The sequence below is a fragment of the Inhella gelatinilytica genome (assembly GCF_016093295.1).
Classification (GTDB): domain Bacteria; phylum Pseudomonadota; class Gammaproteobacteria; order Burkholderiales; family Burkholderiaceae_C; genus Inhella; species Inhella gelatinilytica.
The window spans coordinates 201,973-225,979 of sequence record NZ_JAEDAL010000002.1 but is presented as its reverse complement, the minus strand read 5'-3'; the positions used below and the strand labels follow the sequence as shown (position 1 = coordinate 225,979).

Here is a 24,007-nt window from a genome sequence, read left to right as displayed (position 1 = left end):
AGAAGAAGACCCGATGACACCCAAACCCCTCGATGCTTGCGTGCGCGAGAACCTCGATGCCTACTTTCGCGACCTCGACGGCGAGACCCCGCACTCGCTGCACGAGATGGTGGTCAAGCTGGTGGAAAAGCCCCTGCTCGACGTGGTGATGGCCCGCTGCGATGGCAACCAAAGCCGCGCCGCCGAATGGCTTGGCATCAACCGCAACACCCTGCGCCGCAAACTCGCCGATCACGGACTGCTCTAAGCCGCGCGAAGCCACTCGCGCCCCTTCCCTTTCCTCAACTTCATCCGCATCACCATGGCCCTGACCGCCCTGCTGTCCGTCTCCGACAAGACCGGCATCCTCGAATTCGCCCAAGGGCTGCACGCCCTGGGCTGCAAACTGCTCTCCACCGGCGGCACCGCCAAGCTCTTGATGGACAACGGTCTGCCCGTCACCGAAGTGGCCGAGCACACCGGCTTCCCCGAAATGATGGACGGCCGCGTCAAGACACTGCACCCCAAGATCCACGGCGGCCTGCTGGCGCGCAGCGACGTGCCCGAGCACGTGGCCGCCATGCAAAAGCACGGCATCACCCGCATCGATATCCTGGCCGTCAACCTCTACCCGTTTGAGGCCACCGTTGCAAAAGAAGGCTGCACGCTGGAAGACGCGATCGAAAACATCGACATCGGTGGCCCTGCCATGGTGCGCAGCGCCGCCAAGAACTGGAAGGACGTCGCCGTGCTGACGGATGCCGCCCAGTACGCCCAGGTGCTGGCGGAGCTCAAGGCCGGCGGTCTGCAAGCCACCACGCGCTTCCAACTCAGCATCGCCGCCTTCAACCGCATCGCCCAGTACGACGCGGCCATCAGCAACTACCTCTCCAGCGTGCAGGGCGATGGCAGCTTGGCCGAGTACCCCGGCCAGATGAACAGCAGCTTCATCAAGGTGCAAGACCTGCGCTACGGCGAGAACAGCCACCAAACCGCCGCGCTCTACCGCGACCTCTACCCCGCCCCCGGCTCGCTGGTGACGGGCAAGCAGTTGCAGGGCAAGGAGCTCAGCTACAACAACATCGCCGACGCCGACGCCGCCTGGGAGTGCGTGAAGAGTTTCGAAGCGCCCGCTTGCGTGATCATCAAGCACGCCAACCCCTGCGGCGTGGCCGTGGCCGCCACCCCGGCCGAGGCCTACAGCAAGGCCTTCAAGACCGACCCCACCAGCGCCTTCGGCGGCATCATCGCCTTCAACCGCCCGGTGGACGGCGCCGCAGCCGAGCTGGTGGCCAAGCAGTTTGTCGAAGTGCTGATGGCCCCGGCCTTCACCGCTGAAGCTCTGGCCGTCTTTAAGAGCAAGGTCAACGTGCGCCTGCTGCAGATCGAGCTGCCCGCCGGTGGTGATACGCCCTGGCTGCAAGGCCGCAACGCCCAAGACGTCAAGCGCGTGGGTTCGGGGCTCTTGGTGCAAACCGCCGACAACCACTTCCTGAAGCGCGAAGACCTGAAGGTCGTCACCACGCTCAAGCCCACCGAGCAACAACTGGACGATCTGATGTTCGCCTGGAACGTGGCCCAGTACGTCAAGAGCAACGCCATCGTCTTCTGCGGCGGCGGCATGACCCTGGGCGTGGGCGCGGGCCAAATGAGCCGCGTGGACTCCACCAAGATTGCCGCGATCAAGGCCGCCAATGCCAGCTTGAGCCTGCAGGGCTCGGCCGTGGCCAGCGACGCCTTCTTCCCCTTCCGCGACGGCCTGGATGTGCTGGCCGACGCGGGCGCCAGCTGCGTCATCCAGCCGGGCGGTTCGATGCGCGACGAAGAAGTCATCGCCGCCGCCAACGAACGCGGCATCGCCATGGTGTTCACGGGCGTGCGGCATTTCCGGCATTGAGCTACGGCGGCACTGGGCATCGGGGCGGATCACTGCCCCGGTGTCGACTCAACAAAGTCAGGGGGAATCGATGAAGAACACGTTTTTCGCGATCGCGGCCGCCACGGCCGTGGGCTTTTTCGCACCAGCAGTCGCTCAGGCGCAAGAAAGCCCAGCAGCGCCCGCGCCAATGCAAACCAAGGTGCTCACCTTGCAATTTGAGGTTCACAACTTGACGGGCGGCGTGTGCACCGAAACAACAATTCGCAACGTCCGCGTGCCCGACCTGTGGCCAGAGGGGATCAGCCTGCACTACTCCACCGAGCTAAAGGCTGGAAAGTCCGTTGGGCAGCGACAGGTGAGCATCAAGTACGGGGAAGACAAGGGTGATCCGAGCCAAAAGGAACAATTGAGGCGAAATTTGCGATTGGTAGTCAACCATCTGACCCACCACACGGACAAGTGGAAGTGCGAAGGCGATTTTTGGTTGCAGGCTGAAGTTCGCCCGGTGCCCGTGGCGCCGTGAGACGCAAGGCAAACATGAGCGACATGCTTCAACTTCGTTGCGCGCGAAACGCGCTCATCACGGCGGCTTTGGCCCTTGCTCTGGGGGGCTGCGCCGTGACCCCCGGCGCTCAAACCCACTCAACAGAAGCCGCTCGCAGTCAGCAGGCGGCCGACGAGTACCGACGGGCAGGCGCTACAGGGGCCGGCGAAACGGCGCAACAACGGGCCAATGTCCAGGCTCGCGAAGCCTCGCGCGCTTGCTCCGGTGTGCTGGAGTGCGTGGTCGAAGTGCTCATTTACTCTTGGCTGCGTAGCCCGGACTCGCCTTCGGGCAAGAAGTAACGCGGTCGCCGAGCCGCCTCGACATTGCGGCGACCCCTTTCAGGCGAACGGAAACCGCCCCGCACTCCAGCGCAGCCGACGCTGCAGCCCAGCCCAATCAAACCCGGGCCCCGGGTCACCCTTGCGGCCGGGGGCAATGTGCTCGTGGCCGGCGACCCAACGCAGGGGGATCACCTGGCGCAACGCCCGCAGCAGGCGCACCAACGAGCGGTATTGCGCCGGCTCGAAGGCGTGGCCCTCCAGGCCTTCGAGCTCGATGCCGACGGTGAAGTCGTTGCAGTTCTCGCGGCCCAGAAAACTGGAGCGGCCCGCATGCCAGGCCCGCGCTTGCACTGGAACAAATTGCAGGCAGGCGCCCTCGCGGCGGATAAAGAAGTGGGCCGACACCTGCAAGCCGCGCAGGCTCTCAAAGCTCTCATGGGCGCTCAGGTCCAGCCGGTTCAGGAACAAGTCTTCGACTTCCGGCCCACCATACGAACCGGCCGGTAGGCTGATGGAATGCAACACCACGCCCTCGACCGCGACCCCGTGCGGACGGGCGTTGTGATGGGGCGAGGGGACGCGCCGGGCCGGGGCCCACCAACCGTCCGCCCAAGTCTGCTGGGGCCGATCCACCGCGCTCACGCGCTGCTTTCCGCGTCATCCACCTGAATGCCCAGACGCGCCATTCGGTACCGCATTTGGCGCAGCGACAGGCCCAGTCGGGCGCCGGCCGCAGTTCGGTTGAACCGGCAGGCCGCCAGAGCGCGCTGCAGCACGCGGCGCTCGACTTCATCCAGGTAGTGCTGCAAATCACTGGGCAAGGGCTCTTCTCCCGGGGCGGGGCTGGCCGGCGTCACGACTTGCGCCGGGGCCAAAACGCCAAAGCCGGAGTCGTCACCGCTCACCCCATCGGGCAGGTCCAAATCGTCGGCCTGCAACTCCGTGGCCCCAGAAAGTGCCAACGCCCGATGCAACACGTTTTCGAGTTCCCGCACGTTGCCGGGAAAGGCATAGCCCTGCAATCGGGCCAGGGCACCGGCGCTTAACCGGGGAATGGGGCTGACCCCCGCATCGTGAGCAATCCGCGCCAGCAAGGCCGCGCTGATCGCCGACAAGTCCGAGAGCCGCTCGCGCAGCGGGGGCACCCGAATCTGGATGACATTCAGGCGGTAATACAAGTCTTGACGGAAGCGGCCGGCCGCCACTTCGGCAGCGAGGTCCTTGTGGGTGGCGCTCAAGATTCGCAAGTTCACTGGCACCTCGGCCACAGCGCCCACCGGCCGCACGCAGCGCTCCTGAATGGCGCGCAACAGCTTGCTCTGCATGGCCAGGGGCAAGTCCCCGATTTCATCCAGAAACAACGTGCCCCCTTGGGCGGCCTGGAAGAAGCCCTCACGATCTTCATTGGCCCCCGTAAAAGCGCCTTTGCGGTAGCCAAAAAACTCGGCCTCCAGCAGGGCTTCAGGAATGGCCCCGCAGTTCACCGCCACAAACGGCTGGCTGGCCCGCGCGCCCTCGCCATGAATGGCCCGCGCCACCACCTCTTTGCCCGTCCCCGATTCCCCTTGCAAGAGCACCGGCGCCATGGAGCGACTCACCTTGCGAATGAGTTCACGGACCTGCGTCATGGCGGGCGAATCCCCCGCCAAGCGGTCCAACGCCGTTCCGCCCACGCGCGCGGGGGCGGGGCCCTCCCGGCGCGATGGCCGCGCAGGCCCATCCCGTCCGATGGCCGTCGCCACGACGCTGCGGAATTGCCGCAAGTCGACGGGTTTGGTCAGGTAATCAAAAGCACCTGCCTTTAACGCCTCGACTGCGTTCTCGGCGGAGCCGTGCGCGGTAATGACGATGGCGCGCTCGGTGCGGTTCTGACGCTCCAGCCATGCCAAGACATCCAGGCCCGTCCCATCGGGCAAACGCATGTCGGTGATGACGGCGGTGAAGCGTTCGTCGGCCAACAGGCCCAAGGCTTCCGCCACGGTTCCCGCACTCAACACGTCATGGCCGTCGCGCAACAGCGTCAACTCGTACAGCGTGCGCAAGTCGGGTTCGTCATCGATGACCAGGAGGCGTTCAGCGGGGCTCATGGTGTCGCATTGTCAGGCGGCAACACCACGTCGAACGCATTGCCCGCGACCCCTTGCCACACTGCGGCCTGATAGCGGATGGCCGCGCCATAACGCTCACACAACTCGCGGCAGATGTGCAACCCGAGCCCGGAGCCCCGGCTGCGGGTTGAGTAAAAGGGTTCAAACAAATAGCGCTCGACTTCCGGCCGAATGGGCGGGCCCGGATTGAAAACCCGGATGCGCGCCGCGCCCCCCGCCGACACCGGTTCAACGGCCAGACCAATCCAAGCCCCGGCCCGTCCTTGCCCATCCAACGCCGCTTCTTGGGCGTGCCGCCACGCGTTGTCCAAAAGGTTCACCAACACCCGCCGCCAGTGCTCCGAATCAAATCGGCCCTTCACAGGCTGATCCGGGCGGGTTAGGCGCAGGCTCACCCCCACCGTCAGACCTTGGGTTTGCGCCCACTCCTGCGCCACCTCGGCCGCCAAATTTCCCAAATCCAAAACCGGTACGGTGGCATCGGGGGCGGCGGCCAACACCATGACGTCGTCGACGATGCGCTTCAAGCGCGCCACATTGGCCGACACCAGGCCGGTGAGTCGCTGCGCCCCGGGGTCGGCCAAGTCCTCGGCCAGCAACGCATTGGCTTGAGAAATCGCGGCCAGCGGGTTGCGAATTTCATGGGCCACGCCCGCCGACATGCGGCCCATCGCCGCCATGCGCTCTTGGCGCATGCGCGCCATCAAGGTGGCGCGGTCCTCCAGCAACAGCACACAGCTGGAACCGCCTTCCGCCGAGGCACTGAGGCGACCCCGCACCCGCAGGGCGCGCGGGGGGGCCTGGGCAAAATTCAAGGCCACATCGCGCGCCGCAAACGAGCCCTCAAAGGTGTCCTGTGCGGCCTCCACCAGGCCCTGCCAGGCCGGTTTTGCCGTCAACTCAAACGGCGGCGCCGGCGCAGGATCAACCTCCCCCAGCAAGGCCCGAGCGGCGGGGTTGGCGGCCAGAACCCGCCAGTGCGCGTCCAACACGAGCACACCCTCCTGCATTTCATCAATCACCAACTGGTTCAACGCCGCCTGCTGACGGGCCAGAGCCAGACTGCCGCGGGCGCTGCGCTGTTCACGGGCCAACCGCTGGGCCATCTCTGAGGCGAGCAGAGAAACGGCGAAATACCCGCTGCCCGCCAGACCGGCCTGCAAAAAGGACTGGGCGTTGTCCCGCCCCGCCAGATCGGCCCACAGCAGCCCCCCCAACAGGCCCAGCGTGGCCATCGCCGCGGTCCCCACGGCAAGGCGGCGAGTGCTGAGCACACCCGCCGACAAAATAGGCAGCACATAGAGTGCAGCCACCGGCAAGCCCCCTTCGGCAAACGCGGGCTGCAGCACCGTAAAGGCCACCACATCGGCCCCAATGCTGCCCCACCAGTGCCGACTGCGCAGGCTACGCAAAGCCGACGAGGCCACCCCTTCGCGCAGGGGCGGCCACAGGGCCACCCACAGGACCCAAACGGCGTACAAGCCGCACGTGGCAATCACCGCCGGGGGCAAGCCTCGGTTCAGCCACACCCCGCTGAGCACAGCCAGCAACAGCACACAGCCGAGCGCAGCCCGCGCCGCCATGAACGTAGTGAAGAGCCGACGAAACGCGCCTTCCGGGTCGTTAGGCTCCGGCCGGACGTCCCAGCGCGAATCCAGGCCCGAGTCGTGATCCAACGGCGCGCCCCAAGTCACGGCTGACGGGACTCGAAGCGCTCGCGGTGTTCCGCACAACAGAACACACCGCCACGCCCGGGCAAGGCTTGACTCTCGGGCAAGTGGACGCCGCATTCGGCGCAGCGGCTCATGGCCTCCGGGCTTGAAGCTCGCGTTGCCGTAGAGGGCGGCGACGGGGGGCGGGGACTCATCTTGCGCCACAACGTCCAGAGGATCCAGAGCAGGCCCAGGACCAGGGCAATGCGGATGATCATGCTCAAGCTCCCCGGCGCAACAGCACTTCCAGCACAAAACGGGTGCCGACATACGCCATCAGTAACAAGCCGGTGCCCGCGTACAGCCAGCGTTTGGCCTTGCCCCCCCGCCAGCCCAGCCAATGCCGCCCCGCCAACAGGCCCACCAATACCGTCCAGGCCAAGAGCGAGAACACCGTCTTGTGGTCCCACCGCCAAACGGCGCCAGAGAACCCACCCAGCGCCAAGGCCACCGTCAGCGTCGCCACCCCGGCCCCCACAAACTGAAAGGTCAAGCGCTCCAGACGCAACAGGGGCAGCCCCACAACCGGCGCGCCTGCCACGGGGTGCCGCATCTGGCGCTCAGCCCGTGACAACAGGATGCTGTGCAACACGGCTGTGGCCAAGATCCCGTAGGACACCAAGCCCAGCACCCAATGCAAGGGCGCCCACGGCGTCGGGGCCGGGTGCACTTGCCCGGGAAACACCACCGCCAAGCCAACAGCCACCGCGGACCCCAAGGCCAGCGCCCGGCGCATGAAGTGCAAGGGAACGAAGCGGCTCTCCAAGAGCACCACGGCCCACAGGATCCAAAACATCAGCGACAGCGCCGGCGCAAAGCCAAAACGTGCGCCCGCAGGGAATTGCCCCACGCCGCCGATGTCCAGCACCAGCGCCACACCTTGCGCAACCCACGCCACCCAGAGTGCCGGCATCCACTTTTCATCGTGCGGACGCGCACCCCAGGCCGCGAGCAAAAAGCCCAGCACCGCAATCGCACTCGAACCTGTGAGCCACATGAAATTCAAAGGGCGCAGGCCCTCCCTAAAATCAGCGCTTTAGTTTACGGGCGCCCTCTCCCATTCGCGCCCCCGCACCCCATGGCCAACGCCCTTGCCGATCGCCTCAGTCGGCTGGTCAAAACGATGCGCGGCCAGGCCCGCATCACCGAAACCAACGTCCAGGAGATGCTGCGCGAAGTGCGCATGGCCTTGCTGGAAGCCGACGTGGCCCTGCCCGTGGTGCGGGACTTCATCGCCCGCGTCAAGGACAAAGCCCTGGGCCAAGAGGTGGTGGGGTCGCTCACGCCGGGCCAAGCCCTCGTGGGCATCGTGCACAAAGAGCTGGCCGCCACCATGGGCGAGCTCGATGACAAAGGCCAGCTCAAACCCGGGGCCAGCGACATCAACCTGCACACCCAGCCCCCCGCCGTCATCCTGATGGCCGGCCTGCAGGGCGCGGGCAAGACCACCACCACTGCCAAGCTGGCCAAGCACCTGATCGAGAAGCGCAAGAAAAAGGTGCTGACGGTTAGCGGCGACGTCTACCGCCCGGCGGCCATCGAGCAGCTCAAGACCGTCACCAAGCAGGCCGGTGCCGAGTGGTTCCCCTCCACGCCAGACCAAAAGCCACAAGACATCGCTCTGGCGGCCCTGGACCACGCGCGCCGCCACTACTTTGATGTGCTGCTGGTCGACACCGCCGGCCGGCTGGCCATCGACGAAGCCCTGATGGCCGAAATCCGCGACCTGCACGCGGCCGTCAAGCCCGTCGAGACCTTGTTTGTCGTCGACGCGATGCAGGGCCAGGATGCCATCAACACGGCCAAAGCCTTCAAAGAGGCACTGCCCCTGACCGGTGTGGTGCTCACCAAGTTGGACGGCGACTCGCGCGGCGGGGCGGCCCTGTCGGTGCGCGCCATCACCGGCGTGCCGATCAAGTTCGCCGGGGTGAGCGAGAAGATTGACGGGCTAGAGGCCTTCGATGCCGAGCGTCACGCCGGCCGGGTGCTGGGCATGGGCGACATCGTCGCCCTGGTCGAAGAGGTCACCAAGGGCGTGGACCTGGAATCGGCCAAGGCCATGGCCGAGAAGCTCAAGAGCGGCGACGCCTTCACACTCGACGACTTCCTGCTGCAGTTGCAGCAAATGAAGAAGATGGGCGGCCTCTCGAGCCTCGTGGACAAACTGCCCACGCAGATCGCCGCCAAAGCCGGCGCGGGCGAGATGGAGCGTGCCGAGAAAGACATGCGCCGCATGACCGGCATCATCCATTCGATGACGCTGCAAGAGCGCCGCAAGCCCGACATCATCAAGGCCACGCGCAAGAAGCGCATCGCCAAGGGCGCGGGCGTGCAGGTGCAGGACGTCAACCGCTTGCTCAACCAGTTCGAGCAAATGCGCGACATGATGAAAAAGATGAAGGGCGGCGGTCTCTTCAAAATGATGAAGAAGCTGGGCGGCATGAAAGGCGGCATGCCGGGCCTGCCCGGGATGTAATCCGCAGCGCAGAAAACAAACGGGGGCCAAGGCCCCCGTTTGTTTGATCAGCTCAGCAGAGGCTTCTGCGAGTCCGCTACGGCTCAGCTCAGCAGAGCCTGCGCGAACTCGCGTGCGCTGAAGGTCTGCAGATCCTCCAGCTTTTCCCCCACGCCGATGAAGTAGACGGGGATGGGGCGCTCGCGGGCGATGGCGGCCAACACGCCGCCCTTGGCGGTGCCATCCAGCTTGGTGACGATCAGGCCCGTGAGTTGCAAGGCATCGTCAAAGGCCTTGACCTGCGTGAGCGCGTTCTGGCCCGTGTTGCCATCCACCACCAGAAGCACCTCGTGCGGCGCGTCAAGCTGGGCTTTGGTGATCACGCGCTTGATCTTTTTCAGCTCTTCCATCAAGTGCAGCTGGGTCGGCAAGCGGCCGGCGGTGTCGGCAATGACCACGTCACAGCCGCGCGCCTTGCCAGCCACCACGGCATCAAAGGTCACGGCAGCCGGGTCTCCGCCTTGCTGGCTGACGATGTCCACCCAGCCCGCACCTGCAGCCTGCACGCCACTGCCATCCGCCCGCTGAGCCCAGACCGCCAACTGCTCGCGCGCAGCCGCACGGAAGGTGTCGGCCGCCGCCATCAGCACCTTTTGCTCGGCCTCCAGCAGGTGGCGCGTGAGCTTGCCAATGCTGGTGGTCTTGCCTGCACCGTTGACACCCACCACCATCATCACGGTGGGCGCGTGACGGCCAATCTCCAGCGGCCGCTCCAGCGGCCGCAGCAGCTCGGCGATCGCGTCCACCAGCAGCGCCTTGACCGCTTGAGGCTCGGTGACGCGGGCCTCGCGCACCCGGCGCTTGAGGTCGTCCAGCAGCTGTTCGGTTGCCTTGACGCCCGCGTCAGCCATCAGCAGGGCCTCTTCCAACTCTTCGTAGAGCGCGTCGTCGATCTTGGTGCGGCTGAAGACGCCGGCCAAGCTGCTGCCCGTCTTGCGCAGCCCCGCGCTCAACCGGGCCAGCCAGCCCGCGCGCGGCGTCTCCGGTTTGGGGGCCGGGTGGATGGACGGGGGCACCATCGGCGGGGGTGTTGCCGGGGCAGGTGGCGGCTCCTCCATCGACGTAACCAGAGCCACGGACGCCGGCGGTGTCATGGCAATCGGCGCCGGCCCGCTCACCGCAGGAGGCAGCGATTCCACCCCCAGCGGCAGCGTGACCGGGGGGGCGGCCGGGCCCTCACTGGCCGCCACCTGATCGCACGACGGTTGTGCGAGCGGCTCACCGGCGCCATCGCGCTGGGTAAGTTCGGGGACGGGCACTTGAGTCTGCACACCCGTTGCCCCAGGGGCGGACGGGGGCGTTGAGGCCTCCTGAAGGGGGCGCTCCGGCCCTGTCGGAGCGACCTTGGGGAGTGCATCCGCAAATGCCACCTCCGTGAAAACCGAAGCGCTTTCAGCCTCGGTGGCGGGCTTTTTCTTGAAGAAACTGAACATGAACCTTCCGCTTGGCCGCATTTTTCGCGGCATCAACAAGGGACTTGCAAATCCCTGCGCAATTTGCGCTATAGTAGCGGGCTCTTGGCGCTTTAGCTCAGCCGGTTAGAGCGACGGAATCATAATCCGCAGGTCCGGGGTTCGAATCCCTGAAGCGCCACCAAAATAAGAAGCCCCGCTGGTAGTTGCCGGCGGGGCTTCGTTCCATCTGCTGCCGCTTTTGGCTCTCCCACAGCCCCTGGATGTACCCCATGACCCGCTGTTTTGCCTTGGCTTCCCTGCTGCTGGCCCCCAGTTTGGTGCTGGCCCAAGCCCATCGCCCCTTCACGGCCGACACCTTGCGCGGCACCCTGCAATTTGGTCAACCGCCGGAGGTTCGCCTCAACGGCCAGCCGCAGCGCCTCTCGCCCGGGAGTCGAATCCAAGGCGCCAATGGGATGGGCGCGATGTCTGGCGAATTGATGGGCCAAACCCACCTCGTGCACTACACGCTGCAGTCCGATGGCCAAATCAAGGATGTGTGGATCTTGAATGCCGTCGAGCGCACCAATGCCCTGTGGCCCGTGAGCCCTGCTCAGGCAGCGCAATGGCGCTTCGACGTCGCCACGCAGACCTGGCACCGGCCCTAAGGTTCGGGCCCCGGCAACGCGCCGAGCCGCCCCCCTCTCTTCGCTGTTTTTTGATTGCTTGCCCACCCCGGCCGCCCGCCCGCGTGCGCCGACTCCGCTGGAACGACCATGAACGACACCTCGACCAAGAAGGTTTTCATCAAGACCTTTGGCTGCCAAATGAACGAGTACGACTCGGACAAGATGGTGGATGTCATGCGGGAGGCCGAGGGCTATGAAAAAACCGACGACCCCGAACAAGCCGATCTGATCCTGTTCAATACCTGCTCCGTGCGCGAGAAAGCTCAGGAAAAGGTCTTCAGTGATTTGGGCCGGGTTCGCCACCTCAAAGCCAAGGGGGTCAAGATCGCGGTGGGCGGCTGCGTGGCCTCGCAAGAAGGGGCCGCGATCATTGAACGTGCGCCCTATGTTGATGTGGTGTTTGGCCCCCAAACCCTGCACCGCCTGCCGGAACTGTTGACCCAGCGTGACGCCGTGGCACGCCCCCAGGTCGACATCAGCTTTCCGGAAATCGAAAAGTTTGACCACCTGCCTCCTGCCAAGGTGGAAGGGCGCAGCGCCTTCGTTTCCATCATGGAGGGTTGCAGCAAGTACTGCTCGTACTGCGTCGTGCCCTATACCCGCGGGGCAGAGGTCAGCCGCCCGTTCGAGGACGTGCTGGTGGAGGTCGCGGGGCTGGCAGAGCAGGGTGTGCTGGAAGTGACGCTGCTGGGGCAAAACGTCAATGCCTACCGCGGCAAGATGGGCGACAGCGGGGAAATTGCGGATTTCGCGATGCTCTTGGAGTATGTGGCCGAGATCCCGGGCCTTCAGCGCATTCGCTACACCACCAGCCACCCCAATGAGTTCAGTCAACGCTTGATTGATGCCTACGCCAAGGTGCCGCAATTGGTGAACCATCTTCACCTGCCGGTCCAGCACGGTTCGGATCGCATCCTGGCGGCCATGAAGCGCGGCTACAGCGCGATTCAATTCAAGAGCATCGTGCGCAAGCTTCGGTCCATTCGTCCGGACATCCGCATCGCCTCCGACTTCATCGTGGGCTTTCCCGGCGAGACCGATGACGACCATGCCAAGACCATGCAATTGATCGCTGAAGTGGGTTTTGACGCATCCTTCAGTTTTATCTTCAGCCCCCGCCCGGGCACGCCGGCTGCCAACCTGCCCGACGACACGCCCTATGAGGTGAAGGTGGCCCGGCTCCAGCAACTGCAAGCCGCCATTGAGGCGCATTCGCTGGCGATCTCGCAAACCTTGGTGGGCACGACTCAAAAGGTCCTGGTGGTGGGCAACGCCAAGAAAGACCCCAGCGAGTTGATGGGGCGCACCGAGTGCAATCGCATCGTCAACTTCAAGGGCCACGCCCGTTTGATGAACGAACTGATCGACCTTCAGATCACCGACGCCTATACGCATTCGCTGCGGGGTGCCGTTCCGGTCTTGGAAGAAACACCACTCTGAGGCTCGGTACCGGCGGCTTAGGATCCGGCCCATGCGCCTAGCCGATCTCATGGGCCCCCTGTTGGGCTTCGTTGCACGCGCGATAACGGGCGCCCAGGGTCATTGGCTGGGTTGTCCCCCCTCCAGCGAGCAGCGCATTTACATCGCCAATCACCAGAGTCACTTTGACTTGGTGTTGATTTGGGCTGCGCTGCCCAGCGAGCTTCGCCCCCGGGTGCGGGCCATCGCCGCGCGCGATTACTGGACCAAGAGTCGATTCAAGACCTGGCTGACCACCGACGTGTTCAATACGGTGTACGTCAGCCGCACCCGCAGCAATCCGGATGAAGACCCCCTGGAGCCCCTCATTGAGGCCCTCCATGCGGGCGATTCCTTGCTGATCTTTCCTGAGGGCACGCGGTCCGCCTTGGGCGAGCCCCTGCCCTTCAAGAGCGGCATCTATCACTTGGCCGAACAGTTTCCGGAGGTCAAGATCATCCCGACCTGGATCGATAACGTCCAGCGGGTCATGCCCAAGGGCGAGGTGGTGCCAGTCCCCATTTTGTGCACGGTGACGTTTGGAACCCCCACACAGATTCAACCCGACGAAGACAAGAAGTCCTTTCTGGAGCGCACGCGATCCGAGATGATGGCGCTGAAGCCTGGAGGGTGGAAAAAATGACAGCCCTCATCACGCCCCAGCGGGCGGAGACCCCATGGGCGATCTGAAGTACTGGAGTCCGGCCGACCAAATCGCGCTGCTCTTCGCGATGCTGTTCGGTTTGTTGATGCTGGTCACCGCGGGCGGCGTGCTGTACCGCGCTCGCCATCCCCGCGAAGAGCTCAGTGTCAACCCCCGCAGCGCCCGAGCCCAGTTCCGGCGCGACTTGAACGCATCGTGGGTTGGTGCCCTGCTCTTTTGGTTGGCTTGGATCAGCGGCCCCGTGGGTGCCACCATCCTGTTCGGTGGGTTCAGCTTTTTTTGCTTGCGTGAGTTCATCACGCTGCAGCACACCACCCGCAGCGACCATCGCACGTTGATCGCGGCCTTCTTCATCATCTTGCCGCTGCAATACATCGTGGTGGCCCACCGTCGTTTCGATTTGTTCACGGTGCTGATCCCGGTTTATGCGTTTTTTGCGATCCCCGTGATCAGCGCGTTCTCGGGAGACAAGCTGCGGTTTCTGGAGCGCAACGCCAAAATTCAATGGGGCATCATGGTGTGCGTTTACGGGCTCAGCCACGCGCCCGCACTGCTGCTCCTGGAGTTCCCGCGCTACCCCGGACGAGGCGCGTTCCTCCTCTTCTTCTTGGTGACCGTGGTGTCCGTCGCGCAGATCGTCCAAGAAGCGGTCAGCCGCTCCATCCGCAGCCGACCGACCGTTCGAGCCATCAGCCGTTCGTTCAGCAAGCGAGCCTGGTGGAGCGGCGCCCTGGCGGGCGCCTTCGTCGGAGCGTTGCTGTACTGGGTGACGCCCTTCAAGGCAGGCCAGGCCTTTGTCATGGCCTTCATTGCGGCGGGTTCGGGCACGCTTGGGGCCCTGGTCATGAAGGCCATGAAGCGCGAAGCGGGCATCCACTACTGGGGCAACCGCAGTGGCATCACCGGTGCGGTGGGCTTGTTGGACCGCACGGCAGCCTTGTGCTTCGCCGCACCGATTTTTTTCCACTCGGTGCGGTGGTACTTCAAGTTGTCGGTTTGATGCGCATCCTCGGCATCGATCCTGGTCTGCAAACCACGGGGTTCGGCGTCATCGAAGCGGACGGGCCAAGATTGGCCTATGTGGCCAGCGGCACGATACGCACCACCGGCGCGGGGTGCGGCGTCGCCACCGGAGACCTTCCCGGGCGGATTCGCATCCTTTTTGAAGGGGTGCGCGAAGTCATTCAGACCTACCAGCCGACCTGCGCTGCAGTCGAAATCGTGTTCGTCAACGTCAACCCACAGTCCACCCTGTTGCTGGGCCAGGCGCGAGGCGCGGCACTGGCCGCATTGACCAGTGCGGGGCTGGCCGTCAATGAGTACACGGCCCTGCAGATGAAGAAAGCGGTCGTGGGTCACGGCCACGCCAAGAAGGAGCAAGTGCAAGCCATGGTGCAGCACCTGCTGAAGCTCCCCGGTTTGCCCGGCAAAGATGCCGCAGACGCCCTGGGCCTGGCCATTGTTCAGGCCCATGCGCAAACCAGCTTTGCCGCCATGAGCGCCAAAGGGCAACTGCAACGTCGTCAGCACGCGCAGTACAAAGGCAGCCGCACCTACTAAGCCGAGTCCCGCACGGGGGCAGTCCATCGGCCCTAGGATGCCCGTCCCTGCACGGAGTAGCCGGCCGGCTGCGAACCCCTTTCAACTGAATGAACCCCACGTTTCCCGCGACCCTGGGCGGCTTGCTGCGCGCCTTCATCTGGCAGCACCGCATCGCGTATGGCGGCGCGGCGCTGATGCTGACTGGGATCAGCCTGCTCCTGGTTTGGATTCCCACGCAGGTGGGCCGCATCGTGGACGGTTTGATGACCCACCAATTGACCGGCCCTGCCTTCTATCGGCAGCTGATGTGGCTGGCGGGCGCAGGGCTGATGGTCTATGCGCTGCGCGTGGGGTGGCGGCTGGCGCTGTTCGGGGCCTCATACCGGCTCGGGCAGCGACTTCGGGTGCAGCTGTTCGAGCGACTGGGCTTGCAAGGCCCGCTCTTTTTTCAGACCCAGCGCGCCGGGGACTTGATGGCCCTGGCCACCAACGATGTCGACGCCGTGGAGACCGCCAGCGGCGACGCCATGCTGGCCGCATTCGACGGCACCCAGACCTTGCTGCTGGTGATGGCCACCATGGTGTTGGTCATCGACTGGCGCTTGGGCCTGGCCGCCCTGCTGCCCTTCCCTTTCATGGCCTGGTCTTTTTGGCGCATTTCGACCCGCGTACACGAGGCTTGGAGCCAGTCGCTGGCGGATTTTGGGCACATGAGCCGGCAAGCGCAGCAAAGCTTGAGTGCCGTGCGGACGGTTCGCGCCATGGGGCTCGCCGCACAGGAACAGGCGGCCTTCAAACGCTGGGCCGAAGCGTCAGGCGAGGCCGCCTTCCGGGCCCAACGCTGGGAAGCCGCCTACGAACCGGCCGTCGGCATTTCGCTGTCGGCCGCCACCGTGGCCACCCTGGGCTGTGGTGCCTGGCTGATCGCTCGGGGCGAACTGTCCGTGGGGCAGCTCACGGCCTTTGTTTTGTTGCTGGACCGGTTGATTTGGCCGATGTTTGCCGCGGGCTGGGTGCTGTCGCTGCTGGAGCGCGGGCGGGCCGGCTGGACGCGGCTGGCCCCCATTCTTCGGGCCGAGCCCTCTCGACTGGATCAAGGGACAGCCGCCCCGGTTCAACAAGCCCGGCTCCAGGTGCGGGATCTGCACTTTGTATACGACTCGCAGCAACGCGCCACCCTTCAGGGCATCGACTTGGACTTGCGGCCCGGCCGCATGCTCGCGGTCGTGGGGCCAACTGGCAGTGGCAAGTCCACGCTGTTGCGCTTGCTGTTGCGCCAGTGGGAGCCCACCGGGGGGACCATCGAACTGGACGGTCGCCCCCTCCCTGACTGGCGGTGCCGTGCGCTGAGCGCCGCCATCGCTTGGGTGCCCCAAGAGCCCTTTCTGTTTTCGTCCAGCGTGTCCGACAACATCGCACTGGCGCGCGCGGACGCGAGCCAAGCCCTCATTCAAGCTGCGGCCCAGGCGGCCGCTCTGCACGACGACTTGGTACGACTTGCACAGGGCTACGCGACTGTGGTGGGTGAAAAGGGGGTTTCTTTGTCCGGGGGGCAGCGCCAGCGCGTGGCCATCGCCCGGGCCCTGCTCAGCGACGCCCCCCTGACCCTGCTGGACGACGCACTGTCCGCCGTCGACACCGGGACGGAAGCCCGCATCTTGGAGGCCTTGCGTGAAAGGCGGCGCCAACGACCCACCTGTGCACTGGTGGTGGTCACGCACCGACTTTCCGCCGCCGTGGACGCCGACGAGATCGTGGTCCTGCGCGACGGCCGCATCACCGAACGGGGAACCCATACCGAACTGATCGCATTGGGGGGCTGGTATGCAACCCAATGGCGCTACCAACAACTCGAGGCCTCACTCGAAGACGGGGAGCCCACATGAACACCGCAGCCAAGGACACCGCCCAATCGAGCGCGGGCGAAGCCGCCCGCCTGCTGTGGGCCACGGCTCAGCCCGAGCGCCGGGCGATTGCTTTGGGCATTTTGGGGTTGACGGCCGCCGCCGCCTTTGAGGCCTTGGGGCCCATCTTGGCCAAGCGGCTGATTGATGACTACCTGTTACCCAAGTCGTTTGGGGACGGCTCCGCCATTGCGGCGCTTCTGGCCGCCATTTTGGGCTGCGGACTGGTGGCCAGTTCGGTTCGATACCTTCAGCTGACCCGGATGGCCGCCATTGCACGCCGGTGCGTGCTGCGGTTGCGTGAAGACGTGTATGCCCATGTTCTGGCCTTGCCCATGCGGTACTTTGACCAACAGATCACGGGCTCGTTGGTGAGCCGGGTCACCAACGACACGGAATCGGTCAATCAGCTCTACCGCCAAGCGCTGTATGTGATGCTCGACTCCAGCATCGTCGTCCTGGCGGCTTTGGTGGCCATGGCCTGGCTCGACTGGCGTCTGATGCTCATCATCGCGCTGCTGATTCCGGCCATGACCGCCGTCATTTGGGGCTATCAGCGGTTGTCGGCACCTGCCGTTGCACAAGCTCGGGCACTCAAGAGCGACATCAACGCCCAAATCGCTGAGAACCTCAACGGCTTGGCCGTCCTACAGGCCAGCGGCGCACTGGGGCGCTTCCAGGCGCGCTTTGCAGCGCACAACGAGCGGCACTACCAGTCCCGCACGCGGGAATTGGCCGCCAACGCCTGGTTGTTGCGGCCCGCCTTGGATTTGCTCAACGTGGTGTTGATGGTGGCCTTGATCTTGGGGTTCGCGAACAGCCAAGCGGCTCAGGGGCTTGAAGTCGGGTTGCTTTACGCCTTTTTGGCCTACCTCACACGGGTGGTCGAGCCGCTGATTCAAATCACTCTGCAGTTCGGTCAATTGCAGCAAGCCCTCGTAGCGGCCGCCCGGGTCGGCGTGCTGCTGCAAGAGCCGTGCGAAGCCCTGCCTCGCTCGAGCCGACGACTTCATCAAGGCGCACTGACTTGGGACGGCGTGCGTGCCGGGTACGGTGATGGCCCCGATGTGCTGCACCCGTTCACCGATACGGTCCAGCCCGGTGCGTTCATCGGTTTGGTCGGTCACACGGGCAGCGGGAAGAGCACCTTGCTGTCGCTGTTGCTGCGTTTTTATGCACCGCGAGGCGGCGTCATCCGGCTGGATGACCAGGACCTCGCGACCCTGGACGAGGTCCACTTGCGTCAGGATGTGGCCTTGGTCCCCCAAGAGCCCCAAGTCCTGGCCGCCAGCGTCTGGGACAACTTGCGGATGGGGCGCGCCGAGCTGAGCGATGAGCGGCTGGTGGCGGCAGCGAAGGCCGCGCGCTTACACCCCCTGCTCGAGGCATTGCCAAGGGGCTACGACACCGGGCTGGGAGAGGGGGGCGTCCAACTGTCCACCGGACAAAAACAGCTGCTGGCCATGGCCCGCGCATTGGCCGGATCCCCCAAGATCCTGTTGCTGGATGAAGCCACGGCGAATATCGACAGCGCGACTGAGGCCGAGCTGGGCGAGGCCCTTAACGCGCTGCGCGGGCAGGTCACCATCATTGCCGTGGCCCACCGCCTGTCAACCATTCGGGCTGCGGATGCCATCTGGGTGCTGCACCACGGCCATCGCGTAGAAGCGGGCCGCCATGCCGACCTGATCGCGAAACCTGGCGGCGTGTATCAGCGCCTGGTTCAGCTGCAGCAGCTCGAGGAGCGCGAAGAAGCCTGAACCGGGGACGGCTCAAATCCCCAGCAGGCGCTCAAGAATCAGTACCGCGAAGAACCCGCCCGCGGCGATCAGCGTCCACTTCAGAATCCGCACGCCCAACCGCTGCCATCGGGGGTCCCGTTTGATCAACGCGGTCACAAAACACCCCAGGGAGACCGCCAGGAACAGACCAAACACCACACGGAACAGGATCATCATGAGGGGTCTCGTTTCACCAAGCTGGAGCGAGTTCGGCAAAACCGGCGGGCGCGTCGTTGGCCCCCTCAAAACTCACCCATTCCCAGGCCTGCGGGTCGGCCAACAGGGCCCGAAGCAACTCGTTGTTGAGTGCGTGCCCCCCCTTGAAACTGGAATAGGCGGCCAGCAGGGGGTGCCCCACGACCTGCATGTCGCCGATGGCATCCAGGATTTTGTGTTTCACAAACTCGTCGTCGTAGCGAAGTCCCTCGGCGTTGAGGACCTTGTCTTCGGTCACCACGATGGCGTTGTCCATGTTGCCACCCAGCGTCAAGCCGCGAGACCGCATCAACTCGATGTCGCGCGTCATACCGAACGTGCGCGCCCGTGCGATCTCCGCTTTGTAGCGGCCCGAGCCCATGTCAAAGGTGTACCGACTGCCCGTGGCCGCCACGGCCGGATTGTCAAATTCAATCTCGAAACTCAGGGTGTAGCCGTGCAGGGGCTCCAGCCGCGCCCACATCAGACTCCGGCCTTCACCGCGCCGCACCTCGACGGCCTTCTTCACACGCAGGAACCGTTTGGGCTGACGTTGCACCGCAATGCCAGCTGATTGAAGTAGATAAACGAAGCTGGAGGCCGATCCATCCAAAATGGGCACTTCATCCGCACTGATGTCGATGAAGAGGTTGTCCAAGCCCAAGCCGGCGCAGGCCGAAAGCAAGTGCTCAATGGTCTGCACCTTGGGCGCGCCCGGGTCGCCGCTGGGGCTGATCGTGGTGGCCATGCGCGTGTCGCAGACGGCAGCCGGATTGACAGGAATCTCGACGGGGGGCTCCAGATCGGTGCGCCGAAAAACCAGCCCGGTGCCTTCGGGAGCAGGCCGGAGCACCAGTTCCACGCGACGTCCACTGTGGATACCCACGCCCACAGCCCGGGTGACAGATTGAAGGGTTCTTTGCGCCAACATCGTTGCAATTGTCGTCAATGGCCCAGAAAAAAGCCCACGCACTCGGCGTGGGCCCTTGGGTTCACAGGGTCTTCTTGGGATCAGTCGGCTTGCTTGCGCAGGAATGCCGGAATTTCAATCTCATCCAACCCTGAGGCGGACAGCGCATCGACCTTCTGCGAGGCACGGCCATAACGCCAAACGCTGGGCATGTCGCGGTTCTGGAAGTCTGAGCCGCCAACCCCCATCGTCAGCCCCGTGGGCAGCCCCACGCTGGGCGTGGCCACGGCCTGGGTCAAGATCGGCAGGTTGTCCGTGCCGGTCCGCAGCCCCGCGTCGGCCACCACATGCATGGTGGGACGTTGCGCCGCGGCGCGCTCGCCGCTCAGGCCCGTGGCAATCACGGTAATGCGCAACTGATCGCCCAATGAATCGTCGTAGGCCGTCCCGTAAATCACGTGAGCATCTTCGTGAGCCAAACGCTTGATCGCGTTCATCGCGGCCCGCGACTCCGACAACTTGAAGGTCGCCCGCGACGCCGCAATCAACACCAAGACGCCCCGAGCCCCCGTCAGATTGACGCCATCCAGAAGCGGGCAGGCCATCGCGGCCTCAGCCGCCTTGCTGGCGCGGTCCGGACCGCCGGCCTGCGCCGTTCCCATCAAAGCCTTGCCCGGCTCCTGCATAACGGTGCGTACGTCTTGGAAGTCCAGGTTCACCAGACTGGGCAGGTGAATCACGTCCGAAATGCCCCCGACGGCATTTTTCAAGACGTCGTTGCCAAAGGCGAAGGCCTCATCCTGTGTGGCATCTTCACCCAACACATCGAGCAAGCGGTCGTTCAGCACCACGATCAGCGAGTCCACATTGGCTTCGAGATCCGTGAGCCCCGAATCGGCCTGTTTGTTGCGGCGCGAGCCCTCAAAGTCAAACGGCTTGGTCACCACCCCAACCGTCAAAATCCCCATGTCCTTGGCGATCTTGGCGATCACGGGGGCCGCCCCGGTCCCGGTGCCGCCACCCATCCCTGCCGTGATGAAGAGCAAATCGGTGCCGTCGAGCACCTCGCGGATGCGGTCTTCGGCTTCGTGGGCCGCTTCCTTGCCGCGCTCCGGAATGGCACCTGCACCCAGGCCACTGCGACCCAACTGAATAATTTGGTCAGCCCGTGACTGATTGAGCGCCTGCGCGTCGGTATTCGCAGCGATGAACTCAACCCCATGCACACGCTCTTCAATCATGTGCTCGACGGCATTCCCGCCGCCCCCACCCACGCCGATCACCTTGATCCGGGTGCCTTGGTTGAACTCTTCGATCATCTCGATGGGCATACTGACCTCCATGAACTGCTGAATTGTCGCGTAAAAGTGCAGGAAATTCCAGGTTCGTCACACTTTTTTCGCAAACAAACCCAAGGAACTAACCCTCAAAAGGTGCCGGAAAACCAGTCTTTGAAGCGGTGCATCAGGGTTTTCATGGAGCCCGCATGCTGGGCCGCCTTTTGCCCCCGGGTGCGGGCCAACCGCCCCTCCTCCAACAAACCCATCACCGTTGCGCATCGAGGATTGGCAGCCATATCAAATAAGGGCCCGCTATAAGTTGGATTGCCGCGTCGAACGGGCTTGAGGAACATATCCTCCGCCAACTCAATCATTCCAGGCATCACGGCCGATCCACCCGCTAAAACAATCCCCGAACTCAAAAGCTCCTCATACCCCGAGTCCCGGATGACTTGATGCACCAGAGAAAATATTTCCTCAATCCGGGGCTCAATTACGCCAGCCAGAGCTTGCTTGGAGAGCATGCGCGGAGCTCGGTCACCCAGGCCGGGTACTTCGACCTGCGCCAAGGGGTCGGCCAACATTTGCTTGGCCACGCCGAATTCCACTTTGATTTCTTCCGCATCTTTGGTCGGCGTGCGCAAGGCCATGGCGATGTCGGAGGTGATCAAATCGCCAGCGATGGGGATCACCGCCGTGTGACGGATGGAGCCCCCGGTGAAGATGGCCACATCCGTCGTGCCCGCCCCGATGTCAACCAGCGCGACACCCAGCTCTCGCTCATCCGGCGTCAGGACCGAAAGTGCGCTGGCGCTTGGGTTTAGCACCAGTTGTTCAACTTCCAAGCCGCACCGGCGAACGCACTTGACGATGTTCTCGGCCGCAGACTGGGCGCCGGTCACGATGTGAACCTTTACCTCCAGTCGGCCACCACTCATGCCAATGGGCTCCTTAACCTCATGGCCATCGATTACAAACTCTTGAGGTTCGACCAATAGCAGGCGTTGATCATTGGGAATATTGATCGCCTTCGCGGTTTCAACCACTCGCGTGACATCCACCGGCGAGACCTCTTTGTCCCGCACGATGACCATCCCGGTGGAGTTTTGCCCGCGGATATGGCTTCCCGTAATCCCCGTAAAAACCCGGGTGATCTTGCAGTCGGCCATCATCTCCGCTTCTTTCAAGGCTTGCTGAATCGCCTGAACGGTGGCATCGATATTGACCACCACGCCGCGCTTTAATCCAGACGAAGGGGCCATTCCCAGTCCAGCCAGGCGCAGATCACCGCCCGGCATAACCTCGCCGACGACGGCCATGATCTTGGACGTTCCGATATCCAGGCCAACGACCAGGTCCTTGTATTCCTTCGCCATACTAGGGTTTCCTCTTATTCGACTTGAGGTTGGGATTCACGGTCACGCCGGCCAGTTTGAGGGCATACCCTTCGGCGTGCCTCAAGTCCGCGCTGGCGACTTGGGTTTGGAGTCGGCGGGCAACGGCCAGACTGTGCTCGGCGAAACGCCGATAGCGGGTGGTCAGTTCTTGAGGCTCGCCCCGGCCCAACTCCACTTGGGCGCCGCCTTCCCACGCCAGCCGCCACGATCCACGGCCGGTGAGCTCCAGGCGGACCACCCGTTCGCCCAAGGGCTGGCTGACCGCCTGAAGCTGCTGCCAGAGTTGTTGGACTTTGGGGGCCGTGCCTTGCGGGCCCGCCAAAACAGGCAAGGCTTCGTCTTCCACGTCACCCAAATTCGCCTGAAATACTTCGCCATAGCTGTTCAGCAGCGCGCGCTCGGGGGCAGCCTCCCCCCAATCACCTCGCCCGTCCCAATAGGCTACGGGGCGATGTTCCTCCAGGGTGACGCGCAGTTGCCCGGGCCAGACGCGTTGCACCCGGGCGTGTCGTACCCACGGCACCGCCTCGAAGGCTTGACGGGCACGCTGCAAATCCAGCGTCAGAAAATTGCCCCGGAGGTTGGGCAGCGCATTCGCACGCAAGGTGGCCAAACTGTTGCGTTCCACATCCCCGTCGATGCGGATCAGGCGCCAGTCAAATACCGGGCGTTTCGCGACCCACACCGCCGCGCTTCCCGTGAGCAACAGACTCCCCACCAACGCCAACAGGGGCGCCGTCAGCACCATCCAGCGCAAATCACTGGACGGGTGGGACGTGGGAATTTCGCTCATGGCTGAATCAGGCCCGGCTGTCCAAGCGCGCTTGGGCGAGCAGCCACAGGCACAGCGACGGGTAGGGCAACCCCACTTGGGCGGCGGCTTTGGGGACCAAGGAGTGCGAGGTCATGCCCGGACTGGTGTTCATTTCCAGCAAAAACGGCTTTTGATCGCTGCGCCGCAGCATCAAGTCAGCCCGCCCCCACCCGCGGCAGCCCAGCAAGCGGTAGGCCTTCAGAACCAAGGCCTGCACTTCAGCTTCGAGTGTCGCGGTCAGGCTTCCGAAAACATACTCCGTCGCATCGCTGATGTATTTGTTTTCGAAGTTGTACTCCCCCCCCACAGCGCGGATTTCCACGACGGGCAGCGCCTGGGCGGCAGGTCCATCGCCCAGGACTGCACAGGTGAGCTCCGGCCCATCGATGCAGGTCTCGAACAACAGTTCATCGTCGTACTGCAGCGCCAGGTCCACGGCGCCTTGCATGTCCGAATACCCTTTGGCTTTGCTGATCCCGATGGAGCTGCCCTCATGCGGCGGCTTGACCATCACGGGCAACCCCAAGGTGTCCGGAATGGCGCGAATGCGCTCCCGCGTGAGTTCGGCGCGCGACAGCGCCAAGTGCGGTGGGGTCGACAAGCCCTCAGCCAGCCAAATGCGCTTGGTCGTGGTCTTGTCCATGGCCATGGCCGAAGCCGCAACTCCAGAGCCGGTGTACGGAATGCCCAGCCATTCCAGCGCCCCCTGCACGGTGCCATCTTCGCCCCCTCGCCCGTGCAGAGCGATGAACGCACGGGTAAAGCCCTCGTCTTTCAAGGCCTGTAAAGGGCGCTCGGCCGGGTCAAACGCCTGGGCGTCAACACCCAGGGATTGCAGCGCAGCCAGCACCCCGGCCCCGCTCATCAGCGACACCGGGCGCTCAGCACTGGTACCGCCGAACATCACCGCAACCTTGCCCAGAGCCCGCGGGTCGATCGAAGAAAGGTCAAACATAGT

The 24,007-nt window shown here is 64.3% G+C and carries 24 protein-coding genes and 1 tRNA gene; 13 read left to right on the top strand and 12 right to left on the bottom strand.

Going from position 1 to position 24,007, the window contains the following annotated elements:
• The first annotated feature begins 13 nt into the window (after nucleotides 1-13).
• The 4 genes from I7X43_RS05925 to I7X43_RS05910 all read left to right on the top strand — a co-directional run bounded on the left by I7X43_RS05925 (nucleotide 14) and on the right by I7X43_RS05910 (nucleotide 2,704).
• Entirely contained in the window at nucleotides 14-247 is a 234-nt protein-coding gene (locus I7X43_RS05925; RefSeq protein ID WP_198100001.1) for a Fis family transcriptional regulator, read from the top strand.
• A gap of 54 nt (nucleotides 248-301) precedes the next feature.
• Nucleotides 302-1,876 carry a bifunctional phosphoribosylaminoimidazolecarboxamide formyltransferase/IMP cyclohydrolase gene (gene purH, locus I7X43_RS05920; protein WP_198100000.1) on the top strand — a complete coding sequence of 525 codons (1,575 nt, stop codon included), beginning with the start codon at nucleotides 302-304 and terminating at the stop codon, nucleotides 1,874-1,876.
• Nucleotides 1,877-1,946: 70 nt separating this feature from the next.
• Nucleotides 1,947-2,381 carry a hypothetical protein gene (locus I7X43_RS05915; RefSeq protein WP_198099999.1) on the top strand — a complete coding sequence of 145 codons (435 nt, stop codon included), beginning with the start codon at nucleotides 1,947-1,949 and terminating at the stop codon, nucleotides 2,379-2,381.
• 23 nt (nucleotides 2,382-2,404) lie between these two features.
• On the top strand, nucleotides 2,405-2,704 hold the full coding sequence (locus I7X43_RS05910) for a hypothetical protein (protein WP_198099998.1): 300 nt from the start codon (nucleotides 2,405-2,407) through the stop codon (nucleotides 2,702-2,704).
• A gap of 39 nt (nucleotides 2,705-2,743) precedes the next feature.
• Here I7X43_RS05910 and ampD read toward each other — a convergent pair whose 3' ends face one another.
• Genes ampD through I7X43_RS05885 form a run of 5 tightly spaced genes read right to left on the bottom strand, consistent with a single transcriptional unit; the run spans nucleotide 2,744 to nucleotide 7,503 of the window.
• Nucleotides 2,744-3,328, bottom strand: coding sequence for a 1,6-anhydro-N-acetylmuramyl-L-alanine amidase AmpD (gene ampD / locus I7X43_RS05905; RefSeq protein ID WP_310737528.1), 585 nt, complete (start codon nucleotides 3,326-3,328; stop codon nucleotides 2,744-2,746).
• Nucleotides 3,325-4,773, bottom strand: coding sequence for a sigma-54-dependent transcriptional regulator (locus I7X43_RS05900; protein WP_198099997.1), 1,449 nt, complete (start codon nucleotides 4,771-4,773; stop codon nucleotides 3,325-3,327). The genes ampD and I7X43_RS05900 overlap by 4 nt, the downstream gene beginning before the upstream one ends.
• Nucleotides 4,770-6,584, bottom strand: a complete 1,815-nt coding sequence (locus I7X43_RS05895) for a sensor histidine kinase (RefSeq protein WP_445666939.1) — start codon at nucleotides 6,582-6,584, stop codon at nucleotides 4,770-4,772. The genes I7X43_RS05900 and I7X43_RS05895 overlap by 4 nt, the downstream gene beginning before the upstream one ends.
• Complete coding sequence (locus I7X43_RS05890) at nucleotides 6,485-6,724, bottom strand: PP0621 family protein (RefSeq protein ID WP_216860076.1); 240 nt, start codon at nucleotides 6,722-6,724, stop codon at nucleotides 6,485-6,487. Before I7X43_RS05890 ends, I7X43_RS05895 begins: the two co-directional genes overlap by 100 nt.
• A 2-nt stretch (nucleotides 6,725-6,726) precedes the next feature.
• Nucleotides 6,727-7,503, bottom strand: a complete 777-nt coding sequence (locus tag I7X43_RS05885) for a cytochrome C assembly family protein (protein ID WP_198099995.1) — start codon at nucleotides 7,501-7,503, stop codon at nucleotides 6,727-6,729.
• 81 nt (nucleotides 7,504-7,584) lie between these two features.
• Between I7X43_RS05885 and ffh the strand changes: the two genes are divergently transcribed.
• Nucleotides 7,585-8,982: a signal recognition particle protein gene (ffh, locus tag I7X43_RS05880; protein WP_198099994.1), complete on the top strand. Its 1,398-nt coding sequence runs from the start codon at nucleotides 7,585-7,587 to the stop codon at nucleotides 8,980-8,982.
• Between the two features lie 83 nt (nucleotides 8,983-9,065).
• Here the strand turns inward: ffh and ftsY are convergent, their stop codons facing one another.
• Nucleotides 9,066-10,454, bottom strand: coding sequence for a signal recognition particle-docking protein FtsY (ftsY, locus tag I7X43_RS05875; RefSeq protein WP_198099993.1), 1,389 nt, complete (start codon nucleotides 10,452-10,454; stop codon nucleotides 9,066-9,068).
• Between the two features lie 86 nt (nucleotides 10,455-10,540).
• On the opposite strand from ftsY, the gene I7X43_RS05870 reads away from it, so the two are divergent.
• The 8 genes from I7X43_RS05870 to I7X43_RS05835 all read left to right on the top strand — a co-directional run bounded on the left by I7X43_RS05870 (nucleotide 10,541) and on the right by I7X43_RS05835 (nucleotide 18,432).
• Nucleotides 10,541-10,617 (top strand) — tRNA-Met (locus I7X43_RS05870).
• A gap of 88 nt (nucleotides 10,618-10,705) precedes the next feature.
• The gene (locus I7X43_RS05865; protein ID WP_198099992.1) at nucleotides 10,706-11,083 is read left to right on the top strand and encodes a hypothetical protein; all 378 of its coding nucleotides are present in this window, start codon (nucleotides 10,706-10,708) and stop codon (nucleotides 11,081-11,083) included.
• A 108-nt stretch (nucleotides 11,084-11,191) separates the two neighbouring features.
• Nucleotides 11,192-12,544: a tRNA (N6-isopentenyl adenosine(37)-C2)-methylthiotransferase MiaB gene (gene miaB / locus I7X43_RS05860; protein ID WP_198099991.1), complete on the top strand. Its 1,353-nt coding sequence runs from the start codon at nucleotides 11,192-11,194 to the stop codon at nucleotides 12,542-12,544.
• A 31-nt stretch (nucleotides 12,545-12,575) separates the two neighbouring features.
• Nucleotides 12,576-13,205 carry a lysophospholipid acyltransferase family protein gene (locus tag I7X43_RS05855; protein ID WP_198099990.1) on the top strand — a complete coding sequence of 210 codons (630 nt, stop codon included), beginning with the start codon at nucleotides 12,576-12,578 and terminating at the stop codon, nucleotides 13,203-13,205.
• A 34-nt stretch (nucleotides 13,206-13,239) separates the two neighbouring features.
• Complete coding sequence (locus I7X43_RS05850; RefSeq protein ID WP_198099989.1) at nucleotides 13,240-14,226, top strand: phosphatidate cytidylyltransferase; 987 nt, start codon at nucleotides 13,240-13,242, stop codon at nucleotides 14,224-14,226.
• Nucleotides 14,226-14,786 carry a crossover junction endodeoxyribonuclease RuvC gene (gene ruvC / locus I7X43_RS05845; protein ID WP_198100364.1) on the top strand — a complete coding sequence of 187 codons (561 nt, stop codon included), beginning with the start codon at nucleotides 14,226-14,228 and terminating at the stop codon, nucleotides 14,784-14,786. The genes I7X43_RS05850 and ruvC overlap by 1 nt, the downstream gene beginning before the upstream one ends.
• 89 nt (nucleotides 14,787-14,875) lie before the next feature.
• Nucleotides 14,876-16,654 carry an ABC transporter ATP-binding protein gene (locus I7X43_RS05840; RefSeq protein WP_198099988.1) on the top strand — a complete coding sequence of 593 codons (1,779 nt, stop codon included), beginning with the start codon at nucleotides 14,876-14,878 and terminating at the stop codon, nucleotides 16,652-16,654.
• On the top strand, nucleotides 16,651-18,432 hold the full coding sequence (locus I7X43_RS05835; RefSeq protein WP_198099987.1) for an ABC transporter ATP-binding protein: 1,782 nt from the start codon (nucleotides 16,651-16,653) through the stop codon (nucleotides 18,430-18,432). The genes I7X43_RS05840 and I7X43_RS05835 overlap by 4 nt, the downstream gene beginning before the upstream one ends.
• Before the next feature lie 12 nt (nucleotides 18,433-18,444).
• Here I7X43_RS05835 and I7X43_RS05830 read toward each other — a convergent pair whose 3' ends face one another.
• The 6 genes from I7X43_RS05830 to I7X43_RS05805 all read right to left on the bottom strand — a co-directional run bounded on the left by I7X43_RS05830 (nucleotide 18,445) and on the right by I7X43_RS05805 (nucleotide 24,004).
• Complete coding sequence (locus I7X43_RS05830) at nucleotides 18,445-18,630, bottom strand: hypothetical protein (protein ID WP_375140382.1); 186 nt, start codon at nucleotides 18,628-18,630, stop codon at nucleotides 18,445-18,447.
• A gap of 13 nt (nucleotides 18,631-18,643) precedes the next feature.
• Nucleotides 18,644-19,579 carry a UDP-3-O-acyl-N-acetylglucosamine deacetylase gene (gene lpxC, locus I7X43_RS05825; protein ID WP_198099986.1) on the bottom strand — a complete coding sequence of 312 codons (936 nt, stop codon included), beginning with the start codon at nucleotides 19,577-19,579 and terminating at the stop codon, nucleotides 18,644-18,646.
• A gap of 80 nt (nucleotides 19,580-19,659) precedes the next feature.
• Nucleotides 19,660-20,889 (bottom strand): cell division protein FtsZ, encoded by a 1,230-nt coding sequence (gene ftsZ, locus I7X43_RS05820; RefSeq protein WP_198099985.1) that lies wholly within the window; start codon nucleotides 20,887-20,889, stop codon nucleotides 19,660-19,662.
• Nucleotides 20,890-20,984: 95 nt separating this feature from the next.
• Complete coding sequence (ftsA, locus tag I7X43_RS05815; RefSeq protein WP_198099984.1) at nucleotides 20,985-22,214, bottom strand: cell division protein FtsA; 1,230 nt, start codon at nucleotides 22,212-22,214, stop codon at nucleotides 20,985-20,987.
• 1 nt (nucleotide 22,215) lies between these two features.
• Nucleotides 22,216-23,028, bottom strand: coding sequence for a cell division protein FtsQ/DivIB (locus I7X43_RS05810; RefSeq protein WP_198099983.1), 813 nt, complete (start codon nucleotides 23,026-23,028; stop codon nucleotides 22,216-22,218).
• A gap of 7 nt (nucleotides 23,029-23,035) precedes the next feature.
• Nucleotides 23,036-24,004, bottom strand: coding sequence for a D-alanine--D-alanine ligase (locus I7X43_RS05805; protein WP_198099982.1), 969 nt, complete (start codon nucleotides 24,002-24,004; stop codon nucleotides 23,036-23,038).
• Nucleotides 24,005-24,007 lie beyond the last annotated feature (3 nt).